Source organism: Arthrobacter sp. NicSoilC5 (assembly GCF_019977395.1).
Lineage (GTDB): Bacteria > Actinomycetota > Actinomycetes > Actinomycetales > Micrococcaceae > Arthrobacter.
In genome coordinates this window covers 403942-418767 of the sequence record NZ_AP024660.1, presented here as the reverse complement: position 1 = coordinate 418767, position 14826 = coordinate 403942, and the positions used below count along the sequence as shown (strand labels likewise).

Sequence of the window (14826 nt, the reverse complement as noted above, 5' to 3'; positions counted from 1 at the left end):
GTCGTTAATGACGAGCCGTTCCAATACCTGGCGCGTCCTGGAGATATGGGGTTAATCCCTCCTCTGCAGACTCCGTCAGGAACCAAGGGCGGTACTGATTTTACGAGCAGAGTCAGTCACGGCCTTCAAGAGAGTGTCCGCTCTGTCTTCGTCGAGACGAAAGATAGGACAGGGTGCTGACAACGTGCCGATTGGTTTGCCTTCGCTGCGGATTAGGGCTGCTGCGCTCCATACCCCCTCGTCGATCTCTTCTTTACTGATCGCCCACCCACGCGCGGCGTCCTCGCGAACTTCGGCCAAAAGTTCGTCCACGCCCGCGACGGGCGCCAATTCCCCGCGGGCCAGCGCCTCTTCAATGTAGGCGCGGCGTCGATCTTCCGGTTGACTCGCGAGCAGCAGCCGGGGACTTGCGCCGCGTAGGGCAGGCATGTGCTGCCCGACTTCGAAGGACAACCGCAATCGCCGTTTGGCCTCCACGCGGTGAGTGCAAACGGGCAGCCCAGCTACAGGCTGGACCAACAGCACGGTTTCCTCAACTTCGTCACTGAGCGCTTGCATGAAGGGGTGAACGAGGTCAATAAGGGACGTCGCCTGGCGGGCCGCCTGCCCCAGGGAAGCCATCCGCATAGTGAGCCGGTAGGTACCGTGCCTGGCCTCCTCTATCAGCCCCATTTCCCGCAGCATGGCCACGTACCTGTGGGCGGTTGGAAGGGGCATCTGCGTTTGATCGGAGAGTTCCCGGACCGTGGCCATGGGCATTTTCTCGAAGGCGAACAGAAGATCCAGCGCCCGGCGGGCACTGTCAGTTCCCGACTTTGCTGCGGACATAGCACTCCTCTGTTGACTCCATGACAGTACCGCTCTATGGTGGATCTACCCCACTGATAATAGGTTATCACAGAATGATAATCGGGGCAATGACAAATTCGTTTCCGCCTTCCGGTTGGAAGACGGAACCCAATCCCGGAGGCTCAATGTCGAGCACAGAAATCACGGCTACTACATCAGGGATCAGATTGCCGGGTTACCGATGGCTTGTTCTCTTGGCCGCGTGGTTATCCTTCACTCTCACCTCTATTGATCGGTCCACATGGGGACCGGCATCTGTCTTTGTGGGCGATAGCCTTGCGGTGCCCATTGCCAGCCTCGGTGCCTTTGCCACGGCGTACTACATCGGGTACGTCGTGTCCAACGCCCTCAGCGGCTTCGCCGCCGACGCGTTTGGTGGACGGATAGTCCTGACGATTTCCCTTCTTGGCGCCGGTGTTGCGATGTTCATGTTCGGGTCAGCTACGTCGCCCGTGGTCGGCATCGCCATCCAGGCGGTCGTCGGATTCTTCGCGGGTGCGGATTACTCTGCGGGGATCCGGTTGATTACAAGCTGGTTCCGTCCCCGCGAACAGGGCCTGGCCATGGGTATATTCACCACAGCCACCTCTCTTGGTACTGCCGTCGCAAACCTGGTGGTCCCGGCCCTGATCACTCAGTCCGGGTGGCAGACCTCCTACCACGTATTTGGCGCCATTTCCGTGGTGGTTGCAATCGCCCTCTTCTTCACCGTCCGCCCCGGCCCACTGCTTGAGGAACGTGCGCTAAACCGCGAGGCCGGCAAGAAACCCGAGTTTGGGTCGCTGGCCCGCAACCGCAACCTCATCCTGACGTGCTTGGCCGGGCTCTGCGCCTTCTGGGGTCTTTACGGCTTCGTCACCTGGTCCAACGCGCTCATGATTAAGGGCCACAGCATCGATCCTGAAACCGCCGGCCTTGTCGTGGCAATCTTTGCCATCAGCGCGATCCTGGCCAAACCGGCCATCGGGTTCGTCACTGACAGGTTCTTCAAGGGAGCCCGGAAAGGCCCCACCATTGTCCTCCTCGGTCTGTTCGGCCTCATCCTCCTGCTATTTGGCACGCTCGAGACATCCATCGCTTTCATCATTGCCGCACCGTTCCTTGGAATCGCCGCCTACGGCTGGTCTCCACTGCTCGTCTCCTTGGTTCCGAGGCTGGTGCGCAGCTCGGTCACGGGAGCGGCTTCCGGACTCGCTAACGCGGTGTGGCAACTCGGAAGCGTGTTTGCGCCGATGGCAGTAGGCGCCGTCTTCGCAGCAACCGGATCATTCAACGCGGCTTTCATCACCCTTGCCGTTGGCCCGTTCCTGGGTGCCATCGTGATGCTCTTTGTCCGCGAAAAAGTCCCAGGTGCGGCTAGCACCATAACAACTAAGAAAGAAGCGGAATAATGTCCAGGATTCTCTTTGTCCACCACGAGGGTAAAACCCAGGAGGTGGAAGCAGCCGAAGGTTCAAGCGCGATGCGTGCGGCACTAACCGGTGGCGTGAGCGGAATCGCGGCAGACTGCGGCGGGGAAGCTTCCTGCGCTACCTGCCACGTGTATGTCGACACGGCGTGGGTCGACAAAGTCGGGGAGCCGGGACCCGACGAGGACGACATGCTCGAGTTCACAACGTGCGAACGGAAGCCCAACAGCCGTCTCTCCTGCCAGATCCGCGTAGACCAAGACCTCGACGGTCTGATCCTTAACCTGCCGGAGTCCCAATGAGCGCCGGTACTGTCATCGTCGGAGCGGGACAGGCCGGGGCACAGCTGGCCACGTCTCTCCGCGAGAACGGCTACCCGGACGGTATCGCCCTGATCGGCGATGAACCTCACACCCCCTACCATCGGCCCCCCTTGTCCAAGGAGTACATGGCTGGAGGCATCGCCGGGACGGAGCTGCCAATCCGTACGGCGGAGTACTACCAAGGGCAGGACATTTGGCTGCGCACCGGCGCCGCCGTGTCATCCATTGACCGCGGCGCGACATGCATCGTTCTGGCAACGGGTGAACGCATGCCCTATGAGCATCTCGTTCTGGCAACGGGATCACGAAACCGCCGGCTCAGCTTCGACGACAGCGAACCGGCAAACGTCCACTACCTCAGGACCCGTGACGACGCAGCCCGCCTGCGCAGCGCCCTCACGGACGCGCGAAACGTCCTGATTGTCGGTGCCGGCTTCATCGGCCTGGAATTCGCCTCCGTCGCGGTCGGACGGGGCGCACGCGTCACGGTCGTTGAAATGGCTGACAGGGTTATGGGCCGTGCGGTCTCCACGGAGATCTCTGCGCACTTCACCGACCGGCATACTGCCACAGGTGTAAAGGTGCTCTGCAGCACCTCGATCGACGAGTTTGTCCGATCCGACGACGGCCTGGTCACCGCCCTGCGCATCCATGGACAGCTTCACGACGCAGACCTCGTCCTCGTCGGCATTGGCGTCATTCCGAACGCCGAACTTGCTCAGGACGCCGGGCTGACCGTTGATAACGGCATCGTCGTCGACTCAAGTCTTGCCACCACCGATCCGTCCATCTTCGCCATCGGTGACTGTGCCAGCCACCCTCGGCCGGAGTCATCAGGACGGGTGCGGGTCGAGTCGGTGCAGAACGCAGCGGACCAGGCCCGGTTCCTAGCCCGCCAACTCTGCGCGGCCACGGAAGAGCTCAACGGAGGCTACAAGGACGTTCCGTGGTTCTGGAGCCACCAAGCCGGCGACAAGCTGCAGATCGCCGGGCTCTCCCAACCCGGTGACCAGTCGCTCATTCTTGGCGACCCTGCCACGGGACGGTTTTCCGTCTGCCGGCTCCGGGACGACCAGCTGGTCGCCATCGAGTCCATCAACAGCCCCGGCGACCACCTCGCCAGCCGCAAACTCCTGGCCTCAGGCCTGCCCTTGGACGAGGCGCAGCTGAGCGCCCCAGGTTTTTCACTGCGGACCGCCCTCAGCGCCGCCACTCTGACGGCCGCACCAACCTCGCGCTGAATCCCCAGAAAGGACAATCTCATGACTGAAATGACACGGGAAATGATGAACGGCTACGTCGATACGGAGAACGGCTACATCAGCCGGGACCTTTTCGTTGACCCCAGCCTCTACAAAGATGAACTGGACAAAGTCTTCACCCGGGCCTGGCTGTTCGTCGGACACGAAAGCCAGATCCCGGAGCCCGGCGACTTCTTCACCTCCCGCATGGGCGAGGAGTCGGTGATTCTCTGCCGCGACAAGAGCAAAAAGATCCAGGTCTTCCTCAACTCGTGCCGGCACCGGGGCATGAAAGTCTGCCGCTACGAATCCGGCAATACCTCCCTCTTCACCTGCCCCTACCACTCCTGGACCTACACTACCGACGGCAAACTCCAGGGCGTACCCCAGTACCGCTCCCTCTACGAGGGCAACCTGGACCGCGAAGCCAACGGGCTCGTATCCGTTGCCAAGCTTCACAACTACAAGGGCACCATCTGGGCCACCTGGGACAAGGACGCACCCGACTTCCTGACGTACCTGGGAGACGCGAAACTGCACCTGGACCAGGCACTGGACTGCCGCGACGGCCGCGAAGGCGGCTCGGAAGTCATCGGCATCCACAAATGGGTCTTTCCCGCGAACTGGAAGTTTGCCGCTGAGAACTTCCTTGGCGATACCTACCACAACCCCAGCCACCGCTCGGTGGACCTCATCGGCATCGGTCCCAGCGCCGAGTCCGGCAAAAAGGGCCGCCGCGACGACGAACTCGAAAAGGCCCAGCACATCTGGGTCAGCTTCCCCCAGGGCCACGGTGTGCACTCCGCTGTCCAGCCCTCGGTCAACGAATACATCGAGTCCTTCCTGGACAACCCCGTGCTCGAGGAATACTTCCGGCACTGCTACGAGGAACGCAAGGCCCGGCTCGGCGAGCAGGCCAGGCTTCTGCCCTTCGTCGGATCGATCTTCCCCAACACCTCCTACCACGGCCGCCAACCGCGCGGGTTGTGCGCCTGGCACCCCCAGTCCCCCACGAGCACCGAGGCATGGCGCTTCTTCCTCGTCGACAAGGACGCACCCGCCGAGGTGAAGGACTACCTCCGTCACTACTACATGCGGTACTCCGGCCCGGCCGGCATGACTGAACAAGACGACATGGAGAACTGGCTGTATGCCACCGCCGCCAGCACCGGCACCGTGGCCCGCCGCTACCCCTTCAACTACCAGCAGTCCCTGGGCAAGGCCACTAACGAGTTCGACCTCCCCGGCAGCGTAACCCTGCAGCCCACCGAACAGATGGCCCGCGGCTACTACCGCACCTGGCAGAACTACATGAACAGCGCCTCCTGGGACACCCTGCTCGGCCGGGACGCCCAGTGACCGATTCCAAAGTCGTCATCATAACCGGCGGCACCTTCGGCATCGGCCGGCAAATCAGCATCGCCCTAGCCGAACGCGGCCACCACGTCACGGCCTTCGGGCTCGACGCCGCCCAACAATCAAGCACCGCCGAAGGCTCGGTCCACAGTTTGCGCAAGGAAATCGCCGAGCTCGGCCTCGACATCGACGTGCTCGAAGCCGATGTCACCGACGCCTCCGCCGTGGCAGGCGTCGTCGGCCACAGCCTGTCCCGGCACGGAAGGATCGACGCCCTGGTCAACAACGCCGCCGTCGGTCCTCTCGGCACCATCCTGGACACAGAAGAAGAGCTGTTCGACAGGATCATGGCCGTGAACCTGAAAGGTCCCTACCTCTGCTCACGTGCAGTGCTCCCACACCTCATCGAACGTGGCGGCGGCTCCATCGTGAACATCGGCTCGGGCGCCGGCTGGGGCAAGCCAAACATGGCAGCCTACGCGGCCAGCAAGGGTGGCGTGTTCGCCCTGTCCGCCGCAACAGCCTACGACTTCCTCCACGACCGGATCCGAGTCAACACCGTGGTACCCGGTGGGGGCGGCATCATCTCCGGCATGAGCCTGGGACGGGTAGGCGGGGACATCGCCAATATCGACAAAAGCGCCCCCGGCTCCGCGGCAGGCCGACCGGTAACCGGCACCGACATGGCCAACGTCGTCGCCTTCCTGATCAGCGACGAAGCCGCAGCCATCTCAGGAACCGTCATTGATGTCGGATGCTTCGCCAATCAAGGCGGCCCCGTCAAAAGAAAGGACACCAAATGACCGCGCAATCACTTTCCGGTGCGACCAGCATCCAGCAGGGCACCGTCGGCAACGATGAGTACCACCGGCTCAAGGCCGACATCGAGGACTTCCTCTACACCGAAGCCGACCTCCTGGACGAACGCCGGTTCAAAGACTGGCTCGACCTCCTCACCGAGGACATCACCTACTTCATGCCCATCCGCCGCAACGTGAAATTCGGCCAGCACACCGAAAAAGAAAACACACGACTTGGCGAAGGCATCAGCTGGTTTGACGAGGGCAAATGGACCCTAAACAAACGCGTCGAACAAATCCTCACCGGCGTCCACTACGCCGAAGAACCGCTCTCACGGGTCTGCCACATGGTCTCGAACGTCCAGATCCAGGCGGTTCGCAACAACGGAACCCAGCGCGAAGTTGACGTCCGCTCCCGCTTCCTCGTCTACCAGAACCGCGTCGAATACGAAACGTACTTCTTCGTCGGGAAACGAAACGACACCCTCCGTCTCACCGAGGACGGGTGGAAAGTCGCCCGCCGAGAAATCATCCTCGACCAAAACATCCTGCTGGCCAAGAACCTGACCACCTTCTTCTAAAGGAAAACCCAATGATTAACGTCTTTGATCTGACCCCCGGCACCCGCCTCGAACTGGTCGACGGCCGTCAGGTCACCGTGCAGGAAAACATGGAAGACGGTCAGTGGGTACAGGTGGCCGAAGACGAGGGTGCTGACACCGAACTAACCCACTCGCAGGACATCCTGCGAGTCGTTGAGAAATAAACCCGAAGGAGTCACTGTGCTGCGCTTCGACCACATGCCAAGCGATTTTCATCCGCTCTTTCTCTTCCTCGGCGACCGCAACGACCTCGACCAACTCGTCGGGCTGCTCCAACGCTTCGCCGACAATCCCCAGGCAACCGATGTACGCCAAGCACTTCCCGATGCCGGGGGACGTTCCCAGCTGACCCTCATACCCGGAGAAGGACCGGACGCCCCCTACGGATTACGACCCACCTCAGAAGATAACCGCTTCACCTGGATGCTCAACGCCTGGCAAGCCGAACAAATCGCCACCCGAATCCAAGCCCTAACTTCCGAAGAACTCAAGTCCGGCAATGACATCGTCGAACTCGGCGTCGAAGGAGAAGTCCCGGTCAAGGTCTCCCGCGGGGAATTCACCGACAACTTCCTCACCCCCAAACACCACCTGGACCCAGACTACCGCCCAACCGAAGCGTGAGTGGCTCTTCCAGCGAGGCTGCGGACGGCCGAACTTCCGCAGCCCACTGGAAGTCGCACTGCCTTGGAGCAAGCCGCCTGTCTAGGCCCCTGTCTCTTCGATAGCTAACGAACAGCGCTATGTCGTTAGGTGCTAAGGCCCGCCTGTCCCCCACAGGTGGGCCTTCGTTATACCCGGGCTGCCGAGATCCTCCCCGAGTCGCAACCCGCGGGCCCCCGGCAACACACATCAAAAACGGCCGTTATTGAGCCACCCCAAATCGGCGCTCCTGACGTCTCGAAGACGAGAACGAGAACGACCGCTCCCCCACTGCCGCCCGAGATCGCGCTCAGAAACGGTCGTATTGGCTATCGCCGAGTCGGTGTTTGAGCAGCTGGCGAACAACGCCCTCAATCGGCCAATCCACCATCGCGCCAAGAACCCCGCCCCAGAAACGGTCGTGTTTCTTTGCCAAGCATGACCCGGCCGGAGGACGCTCCGATGTCGATGGCGGCGAACACCGCCCCGGCGGGTGCCGGAGCGGTGTCCGCGGCTGATTCCGCGGTGCTCATCGGAGGAAGGCTGCGGCCACTCCGGCGTCCACGGGGATGTGCAGGCCGGTGGTGTGTGACAGTTCGTTGCTGGTGAGGACGGCGGCGGCGTTGGCCACGTGTTCGGGCAGGACTTCGCGCTTGAGCAGGGTGCGCTGGGCGTAGTACTCGCCCAGTTTCTCCTCGTCCACGCCGTAGACCGCGGCGCGCTTGGCGCCCCAGCCGCCGGCGAAGATGCCGGAGCCGCGGACCACGCCGTCGGGGTTGATGCCGTTGACGCGGATTCCGTGCTCGCCCAGCTCCGCCGCGAGCAGCCGGACCTGGTGGGCTTGGTCGGCCTTGGTGGCGGAGTAGGCGATGTTGTTGGGCCCGGCGAACACGGAGTTCTTGGACGAGATGTAGATGATGTCCCCGCCCATGCCCTGCGCGATCATCACCCTCGCCGCGGCCTTGGCCACCAGGAAGGAGCCCTTGGCCATGACGTTGTGCTGCAGGTCCCAGTCCTTTTCGGTGGTTTCCAGCAGCGGCTTGGAGATGGACAGGCCGGCGTTGTTGACCACCAGGTCCACGCCGCCGAAGGCCAGGACGGCTGCGTCGATGGCCGCGGAAACCTGGGCCTCGTCCGTCACGTCCGCCTGGACACCAACAGCAACGTCCGGGCCGCCGAGTTCCTCGGCCACTTTTTGCGCGTTCTCCAGGTTGAGGTCGGCGATGACCACGCAGGCGCCTTCCGCGGCGAGGCGGGTGGCGATGGCCTTGCCGATGCCCGACGCCGCGCCGGTCACCAAAGCGATGCGGGTGGCGTGGGACTTGGGCTTGGGCATCCGGGCCAGTTTGGCTTCCTCCAGCGCCCAGTACTCGATCCGGAACTTCTCGGATTCCTCGATCGGGGCGTAGGTGGAGATCGCCTCAGCGCCGCGCATGACGTTGATGGCATTGATGTAGAACTCGCCGGCAACGCGTGCGGTCTGCTTGTTGGCGCCGAAGGAGAACATGCCCACGCCCGGGACCAGCACGATGGCCGGGTCCGCGCCGCGCAGCGCCGGGCTGTCGGCGTCGGCATGGCGGTCGTAGTAGGCCTGGTAGTCCTCGCGGTAGTCGGCATGCAGCTCGTGCAGCCGGGCAATGGAGTCCTCGATCGAGGCGTCCGCGGGCAGGTCCAGGATCAGGGGTTTGACCTTGGTGCGCAGGAAGTGGTCCGGGCAGGAGGTGCCCAGGGCGCCCAGCCGCGGGTGTTCGGCGGCTTCCAGGAAATCCAGGACGACGGCGTCATCGCTGAAGTGCCCCAGCTGCGCTTTGTCCGTGGAGGCCAGGCCGCGGATCACCGGTGCCAGGGCCGCGGCCTTGACGCGGCGCTCCGCCTCCGGCAGCGCACCGTAGCCGGGAAGCTTGGGCCCGAAGGGTTCGGCCTTGCCGTTGTCCGTGATGTACTTTTCTGCCTGCTCAATGATCCACAGGGAGTTGGCTTCGGCTTCTTCGCTGGTGGCGCCCCAGGCGGTGATGCCGTGGCCGCCCAGGATGGTCCCGATGGCCTGCGGGTTGGCGTCCTTGATCCCGGCGATGTCCAGGCCAAGCTGGAACCCGGGCCGGCGCCACGGCACCCACACCACCTTGCTGCCGAAAATCTTGGTGGTCAGCGCCTTACCGTCCACGGCCGTGGCAATGGCGATGCCGGAGTCCGGGTGCAGGTGGTCCACGTGCGCTGCGTCCACCAGGCCGTGCATGGCGGTATCGATCGAGGGAGCCGCGCCGCCCTTGCCGTGCAAGCAATAGTCGAACGCGGCCACCATCTCGTCCTCGCGCTCCACCCCGGGGTAGACGTTCTTGAGCGCGGTCAGACGGTCCAGCCGCAGCACCGCCAGGTTTTCTGCCTTCAGCGTGCCCAGGTCCCCGCCGGAGCCCTTGACCCACAGCAGCTGGACGTCCTCGCCCGTGACCGGGTCCGTTGCGGTGCCCTTTGCGGAGGTGTTGCCGCCGGCGAAGTTGGTGTTCCGCTTGTCCGCGCCCAGGCGGTTGGAACGGGAAATCAGGTCTTCAACAGTCTTATCGGTCATAACTAATCAGGCGCCCCATCCGGCTTGCTGGCCGCCCACGCGGTCCTCATTGATCTGTTTCTGGTAGCCGCTGGCCTTGAAGGCGGCCATCGGGTCCGCGGGCAAACCGCGGGATTCTCGCCATTCGGCCAGGATGGGCCGGACGTCGGTGTAGAAGGCATCGTTGAAGATGCCGTTCGCTGCCAGGACGTCGCCGGTACGCTGCGCTTCACCCAGCGCCGCGGTGTCCACCAGCAGGGCGCGCAGGGTCATCTCCTGGACGTTGAGCACCGAGCGGATCTGGCCCGGGATCTTCTCCTCCAGGTTGTGGCACTGGTCCAGCATGAGCGCCACCCCGGAGTCCTTACCGTAGCCGCCGCCCCGAATCACTTCGTGCATGATGCGGAACAGCTGGAACGGATCCGCCGCACCCACGATGAGGTCGTCGTCGGCGTAGAAGCGGGAGTTGAAGTCGAAGGAGCCCAACTTGCCCAGGCGCAGCAGCTGCATCACGATGAACTCGATGTTCGTGCCCGGCGCATGGTGGCCGGTGTCCAGGCAGACGAACGCCTTCTCCCCCAAGGCCAGGGTCTGGGCGTACGAGGTGCCCCAGTCCGGAACATCGGTGTGATAGAACGCCGGCTCGAAGAACTTGTACTCCAGCACCAAACGCTGCTCATCCCCCAGGGCCGCGTAAATCTCCTGCAGCGACTCGGCCAGGCGGTCCTGCCGGCCGCGCAGATCGTCCTGGCCCGGGTAGTTGGTGCCGTCCGCCAGCCAGATCTTCAAGTCGCGGGACCCCGTGGCATGCATGATCTGGATGCAGTCCAGGTGGTGGTCGACCGCCCGCCGCCGCACGGCCTCGTTGGAGGAGGTCAGGGAACCGAACTTGTACTCATCATCCTGGAACGTGTTGGAGTTGATGGTGCCCAGGCCCACGCCCAACCCCGCCGCGTACTCCTTCAAAGCGGAATAGTCATCCACCTTGTCCCACGGGATGTGCAGGGCCACGGTGGGCGCCAGGCCCGTCAGCTCGTGGACCTTCGCGGCGTCCGCCAGCTTCTCCTGGACGGTCCGGGGCGTGCCGGGCGTACCGAACACCTTGAACCGCGTCCCCGAATTTCCATAGGCCCACGAAGGGACCTCGATGGCAAGCTCCCCGAGCCTGCCCAGCGCCGTTGCTACGTCGTTCATGATGGTTCTTTCCGGTGTCTTGTTCGTGTTTGTTTTTGCTGGCTCAGTAGATGGCATGGGCCGCCCGCCACGTGAGCCTGAGGTTGCTTTGTTAGCCCGCTAAGCAGCCAAAAGGGGCAGGCGCTTCACCTATCGGAGGGCGGCATACCTAGTGAGCTCTGATGCGCGAGGGCTAGCCTTTGACGGCGCCGGCGGTCATTCCTGCGACAATCTGGCGGTTGAAGAATAGGTACATGATGAGGGGTGGAATGGTGACAAGCAGAATGTCGGTGAAGAGCAGGTTGTAGCTGGTTGTGAACTGGCTCTGGAAGTTGAAGAGCGTGAGCTGGACGGTGGCGTTCTTGTCGCCTGGGAAGAAGTACAGCGGGTTTTGGAAATCGTTGAAGATTGCGACGGACTGGACAACCACCACTGTCACGATGACCGAGCGTAGGAGCGGAAAGATCACCCGGAAGAAGAGCCGTACCGGGCCGCAGCCGTCTATCACTGCGGCCTCGTCGAGTTCGCGGGGGATGGTGGAGATAAACGCACGGAAGATCATCACGCAAAAGGACATGCCGAAGGCTACTTCTACGAGGATGAGCCCGGGCATGGTCTTGAACAGGCCCAGTCCTTGAAGTACCCAGATAGTCGGTACGACAGCGGGCGGGATGATGAGTCCGGAGAGGATGAGGAAGTTGGCCACTCCGTTCCAGCGGCTGCGGCGTCGTTGTAGAACCCAGGCGACCATCGCCGCGAGGACCACCAAAACGGTGATGCTTACTAAAGTCAGGATAGTGCTGTTGACGAAGGCCGTGACGAGCATAAAGTTCCGCGCCGAGATGACCTGCTGAAGGTTCTCGAGCAGGGAAAAGTTCGTGGGCCAGGACCAGTCGAGCTTTGCCGCCTGACGGCGGTCCTTGACTGCGGTGAGCACCATGAACGCGAGAGGGACGAGGAACAACGCGGTGGCCAGGATGATGGCGAGAGTGCCGGGCCCATAGCGTTTCAAATTTCTCATTGCTCGACCTCCTTGCGGTTGAGAAGAATTGACAGGGGAAGGATGACGGCGGTGACTATGAGGAAGAGGACCACGTTTCCGGCGGTGGACAGCCCATAGAAACCGGCTTGGTACTGCTTGTAGATGACTGAGGCGATGACGTCGGACGCGAATCCGGGCCCGCCTTGAGTCATGGCCCAGATGAGGTCGAACGATCGCAGGCCGCCGATGAGGGAAAGGATGATGACCGTCGTCGTCGCCGGACGTGCAAGCGGCATTGTGATATTCCAGAAGGTTTTCAAGGAGCCAGCGCCATCGACCCTCGCGGCCTCAAAGAATTCCTGGGGAATGGACACGATTCCGGCGATGTAGATCACTGTTGCCAGGCCTACGCCCTTCCATACGTCCACGAGTGCGACGGAGAGAAGCGCCCAGGCTGGGTCGGCGAGCCACGCGGGGCCTTGGATCCCAACGACGCCGAGAACCTGGTTGATGAGCCCCTTGGTTGGATCCATGAGGACGCTAAACATGATGCCGACCCCGATGGTGCTCAGGAGTACCGGGAAGAACAACACCGAACGCAGGAATCCCCGCGCAATGATGTTCGACGTGAGCAGGATTCCGCACAGCATGCCGAGTACGACCTTCAACACGGAAGTCACTGCGGCATAGACAATGGTGTTTCGTAGGCCGGTTACAAGTGCCGGCTCCTGGAAGAATTGAATGAAGTTACCGAAACCGATAAACGTGGCGTCGAAGATCGTCCAGCGCGTGAAGCTGAAGATGAACGAGGCGAATGTCGGCAGCAGGAACAGGGCCGCGTAGATTGCCGCGGCCGGTAGGTAAAACCAGTAGGGGTAGGCGCTTTTTTTGGCCTTCCGCGCTAAGGGCTTGCCGCTGGGCGGGGCCGCTGCCTCCTGGCGAGGAGGCGAGACGGTCGGCGAGGTCTGGTTGACGGTCATTGAAACTCCTGGAGCGGGTCCGGGGCGACATGGCCGCCCCGGACCTTTGTGGTTCTGATCAGTTCCAACCAGGCAGGTTGAGCTGTTGGGCCTGCTTCTTGATGTCCTCGTCATAGAGCTGCGCAGCCTTCTGGGCGTCCGCCTGCTGGGTGCCGACCAGCACCGTGAACTGTTCCAGCGAAGGTCCCTTGACAGGGGAGAGGAACTCTAGCGCAGGGCTGTTCTTCGCAGGGTCGTTGAAGAACGGGAGCATGTCCTGCACTGCAGCGGGGGCATCGGATGGCAATGTGCAGTCCTTCACGAGATACGGCCCGGTGACGCCGGCTGCTTTCGTTTGGGCGTCACACCCTTCCTTGCTCGCGATGAAAGCCTGGAATTTCTCGGCCTCGGAGACGTGCTTGGATGACTTCGGGATGTAGACCCCACCCGGCAGCCAAACCGTGGCGACATTGCTCGTTGCGCTGTCCCCCGGCAGAGGGAAGAACCCGATGTCGTTGAGCTTGTCAGGGTTGCTTGCTTGGATGCCCGCGAGCCCCATGGTCAACATCGGGTACTGGGCGCCGTCGCCGTTCGCGAGCATATCGAGGCCCTGAGCGTATGTTGCGGAGGCGAAGTCCTTGTTGAAGAGGCTGGCTTTTGCGGCTTCTTCCTGGTGTTGAAATCCCTTGATCGCGGCAGTGTCTGTCGCGTACTTGGCCTTGTTTGCCGTGTAGTCGGCAGCAAAGTTCGGCTCGGACTTTGCGACGTTGGCGAAGTCCCCCAGGACGAAGAGCTGTGACGTCCAGGTGTCTTTATAGCTCTGGATGATCGGTGTGACGCCGGAGTCTTTGATCTTCTGGCTGTTGGCGATGAAGTCAGCCCAGGTCTTTGGCACCGAAAGGCCAAGTTTCGAATATACCTTTTTGTTGTAGAGCACCCCCCCGGCCATGCCGCTACCGAACGGCACGCCGTATGCCTGCCCGTTCACGGTCACGACTGGTTTGAACGAGTCGGAGACCCCTGACATGTACGGCTGGTCTGTCACAGCAACAAGGTTCTGTTCAGGGCTGATCTGCTGGAACAATGAACCGGAGTTGTACAGGAACACGTCGGCCATGTCGCCCGTGGCAAGCTTGGTCTTCACGGCGTTGTCGCCGTCCGAGCCGCCGGGCCGGGTCTGCACATCGACCACGATGTCAGGGTTGGCTGCCGTGAACTCCTTCGCCAGCTCCTGGGCCGCTGCAACGGTGGCGTCCGCGTTGTCTACTAGGAACGAAAGCGTCGTCTTGCCCCCCGTTGCCGCTCCGCCGCCTCCAGCGCACCCTGTGAGAGCAAGGGCCAGCGTCGCTGCGGCACCCACGAATGCGGCGTGGTTCTTTCTAATTCCCAATCCAGCCTCCTGGAAGTTAGGTTCCAGCGCTGCGACGCGCTTGGAACGTTTCAATGTTTCGGACGGATTGCGCCGATCCGAGGATTCAAGAACAGTTGACAGCCTTTCGCGCACCTCCGACTTGCCGCGCAGCCGAAGGGCAGGAGGCCCTGGTTGCGCGGACTTCGGTGCAGGCTCTGCACGCCGCTTCTTTGGTTGCTACCAGTAAAACGTGGTAACAATTTTCTGTGAGCTGCGTAACTATCGCGAGCTAGCTGAGATTGATCGTAAACGGTTCGATGATCGGGCGCAACCAAATTGGATCGATTCATTTTCGGGTGTTCCCGTCTATACTTCCAAGTACTCTTGCCGCTGGCAGCAAATCCTGAGTAGGTATGGCCCCATCTCCCCTCCCCGCGTCAAGCGGTAAAGGGCTAAGGCCACCTCTCCTCCGCCCAGCCCGCCGCGTCACGAATTTCTTGGATTGCGGCGCCTTACGTACCAACACCGATCCCGCCTACTGGGGGCACGTGCGTATTGCTAAGCCCATACAACGCGTTCAGCTGCCTCCCAAAC

General features: G+C 62.2%; 15 protein-coding genes. 8 read left to right on the top strand and 7 right to left on the bottom strand.

The window, feature by feature from the left end; translation table 11 throughout:
- Window positions 1-75: 75 nt before the first annotated feature.
- A complete protein-coding gene (locus LDO22_RS01900; protein WP_224025890.1) occupies window positions 76-828 on the bottom strand; it encodes an IclR family transcriptional regulator in 753 nt (250 codons plus the stop codon).
- Window positions 829-974: 146 nt separating this feature from the next.
- On the opposite strand from LDO22_RS01900, the gene LDO22_RS01895 reads away from it, so the two are divergent.
- From LDO22_RS01895 to LDO22_RS01860, 8 genes are read left to right on the top strand one after another with little or no spacing between them, the layout of a single operon-like run.
- A complete protein-coding gene (locus LDO22_RS01895; RefSeq protein ID WP_224027135.1) occupies window positions 975-2240 on the top strand; it encodes an MFS transporter in 1266 nt (421 codons plus the stop codon).
- Window positions 2240-2560, top strand: a complete 321-nt coding sequence (locus LDO22_RS01890; RefSeq protein ID WP_224025889.1) for a 2Fe-2S iron-sulfur cluster-binding protein — start codon at window positions 2240-2242, stop codon at window positions 2558-2560. The genes LDO22_RS01895 and LDO22_RS01890 overlap by 1 nt, the downstream gene beginning before the upstream one ends.
- The gene (locus LDO22_RS01885; protein WP_224025888.1) at window positions 2557-3822 is read left to right on the top strand and encodes an FAD-dependent oxidoreductase; all 1266 of its coding nucleotides are present in this window, start codon (window positions 2557-2559) and stop codon (window positions 3820-3822) included. The genes LDO22_RS01890 and LDO22_RS01885 overlap by 4 nt, the downstream gene beginning before the upstream one ends.
- A gap of 21 nt (window positions 3823-3843) precedes the next feature.
- Window positions 3844-5181 carry an aromatic ring-hydroxylating dioxygenase subunit alpha gene (locus LDO22_RS01880; RefSeq protein ID WP_224025887.1) on the top strand — a complete coding sequence of 446 codons (1338 nt, stop codon included), beginning with the start codon at window positions 3844-3846 and terminating at the stop codon, window positions 5179-5181.
- Window positions 5178-5981: an SDR family oxidoreductase gene (locus tag LDO22_RS01875; protein ID WP_224025886.1), complete on the top strand. Its 804-nt coding sequence runs from the start codon at window positions 5178-5180 to the stop codon at window positions 5979-5981. The genes LDO22_RS01880 and LDO22_RS01875 overlap by 4 nt, the downstream gene beginning before the upstream one ends.
- Window positions 5978-6559: a 3-phenylpropionate/cinnamic acid dioxygenase subunit beta gene (locus LDO22_RS01870; protein ID WP_224025885.1), complete on the top strand. Its 582-nt coding sequence runs from the start codon at window positions 5978-5980 to the stop codon at window positions 6557-6559. Before LDO22_RS01875 ends, LDO22_RS01870 begins: the two co-directional genes overlap by 4 nt.
- 11 nt (window positions 6560-6570) lie before the next feature.
- On the top strand, window positions 6571-6744 hold the full coding sequence (locus LDO22_RS01865; RefSeq protein WP_224025884.1) for a hypothetical protein: 174 nt from the start codon (window positions 6571-6573) through the stop codon (window positions 6742-6744).
- Between the two features lie 16 nt (window positions 6745-6760).
- Entirely contained in the window at window positions 6761-7204 is a 444-nt protein-coding gene (locus LDO22_RS01860) for a hypothetical protein (protein WP_224025883.1), read from the top strand.
- Between the two features lie 389 nt (window positions 7205-7593).
- On the opposite strand, the gene LDO22_RS01855 is transcribed toward LDO22_RS01860, so the two are convergent.
- The 6 genes from LDO22_RS01855 to LDO22_RS01830 form a co-directional block, all read right to left on the bottom strand.
- The gene (locus LDO22_RS01855) at window positions 7594-7755 is read right to left on the bottom strand and encodes a hypothetical protein (protein ID WP_224025882.1); all 162 of its coding nucleotides are present in this window, start codon (window positions 7753-7755) and stop codon (window positions 7594-7596) included.
- Window positions 7752-9788 carry a bifunctional aldolase/short-chain dehydrogenase gene (locus LDO22_RS01850; RefSeq protein ID WP_224025881.1) on the bottom strand — a complete coding sequence of 679 codons (2037 nt, stop codon included), beginning with the start codon at window positions 9786-9788 and terminating at the stop codon, window positions 7752-7754. The genes LDO22_RS01855 and LDO22_RS01850 overlap by 4 nt, the downstream gene beginning before the upstream one ends.
- 6 nt (window positions 9789-9794) lie before the next feature.
- Entirely contained in the window at window positions 9795-10961 is a 1167-nt protein-coding gene (gene rhaI, locus LDO22_RS01845; protein WP_224025880.1) for an L-rhamnose isomerase, read from the bottom strand.
- A 172-nt stretch (window positions 10962-11133) separates the two neighbouring features.
- The gene (locus tag LDO22_RS01840) at window positions 11134-11961 is read right to left on the bottom strand and encodes a carbohydrate ABC transporter permease (protein WP_224025879.1); all 828 of its coding nucleotides are present in this window, start codon (window positions 11959-11961) and stop codon (window positions 11134-11136) included.
- Window positions 11958-12902, bottom strand: coding sequence for a sugar ABC transporter permease (locus LDO22_RS01835; protein ID WP_224025878.1), 945 nt, complete (start codon window positions 12900-12902; stop codon window positions 11958-11960). Before LDO22_RS01835 ends, LDO22_RS01840 begins: the two co-directional genes overlap by 4 nt.
- Before the next feature lie 58 nt (window positions 12903-12960).
- Window positions 12961-14385, bottom strand: a complete 1425-nt coding sequence (locus LDO22_RS01830; protein ID WP_224025877.1) for an extracellular solute-binding protein — start codon at window positions 14383-14385, stop codon at window positions 12961-12963.
- Window positions 14386-14826 lie beyond the last annotated feature (441 nt).

What these genes read in the sequence shown, in the direction of transcription:
- LDO22_RS01890 (WP_224025889.1), top strand. Translation starts at nt 2,240, where the DNA reads ATGTCCAGGATTCTCTTTGTCCACCACGAGGGTAAAACCCAGGAGGTG.
- LDO22_RS01895 (WP_224027135.1), top strand. Translation starts at nt 975, where the DNA reads ATGTCGAGCACAGAAATCACGGCTACTACATCAGGGATCAGATTGCCG.
- LDO22_RS01900 (WP_224025890.1), bottom strand. Translation starts at nt 828, where the DNA reads ATGTCCGCAGCAAAGTCGGGAACTGACAGTGCCCGCCGGGCGCTGGAT.
- LDO22_RS01850 (WP_224025881.1), bottom strand. Translation starts at nt 9,788, where the DNA reads ATGACCGATAAGACTGTTGAAGACCTGATTTCCCGTTCCAACCGCCTG.
- LDO22_RS01885 (WP_224025888.1), top strand. Translation starts at nt 2,557, where the DNA reads ATGAGCGCCGGTACTGTCATCGTCGGAGCGGGACAGGCCGGGGCACAG.
- LDO22_RS01870 (WP_224025885.1), top strand. Translation starts at nt 5,978, where the DNA reads ATGACCGCGCAATCACTTTCCGGTGCGACCAGCATCCAGCAGGGCACC.
- LDO22_RS01880 (WP_224025887.1), top strand. Translation starts at nt 3,844, where the DNA reads ATGACTGAAATGACACGGGAAATGATGAACGGCTACGTCGATACGGAG.
- LDO22_RS01835 (WP_224025878.1), bottom strand. Translation starts at nt 12,902, where the DNA reads ATGACCGTCAACCAGACCTCGCCGACCGTCTCGCCTCCTCGCCAGGAG.
- rhaI (WP_224025880.1), bottom strand. Translation starts at nt 10,961, where the DNA reads ATGAACGACGTAGCAACGGCGCTGGGCAGGCTCGGGGAGCTTGCCATC.
- LDO22_RS01840 (WP_224025879.1), bottom strand. Translation starts at nt 11,961, where the DNA reads ATGAGAAATTTGAAACGCTATGGGCCCGGCACTCTCGCCATCATCCTG.
- LDO22_RS01865 (WP_224025884.1), top strand. Translation starts at nt 6,571, where the DNA reads ATGATTAACGTCTTTGATCTGACCCCCGGCACCCGCCTCGAACTGGTC.
- LDO22_RS01855 (WP_224025882.1), bottom strand. Translation starts at nt 7,755, where the DNA reads ATGAGCACCGCGGAATCAGCCGCGGACACCGCTCCGGCACCCGCCGGG.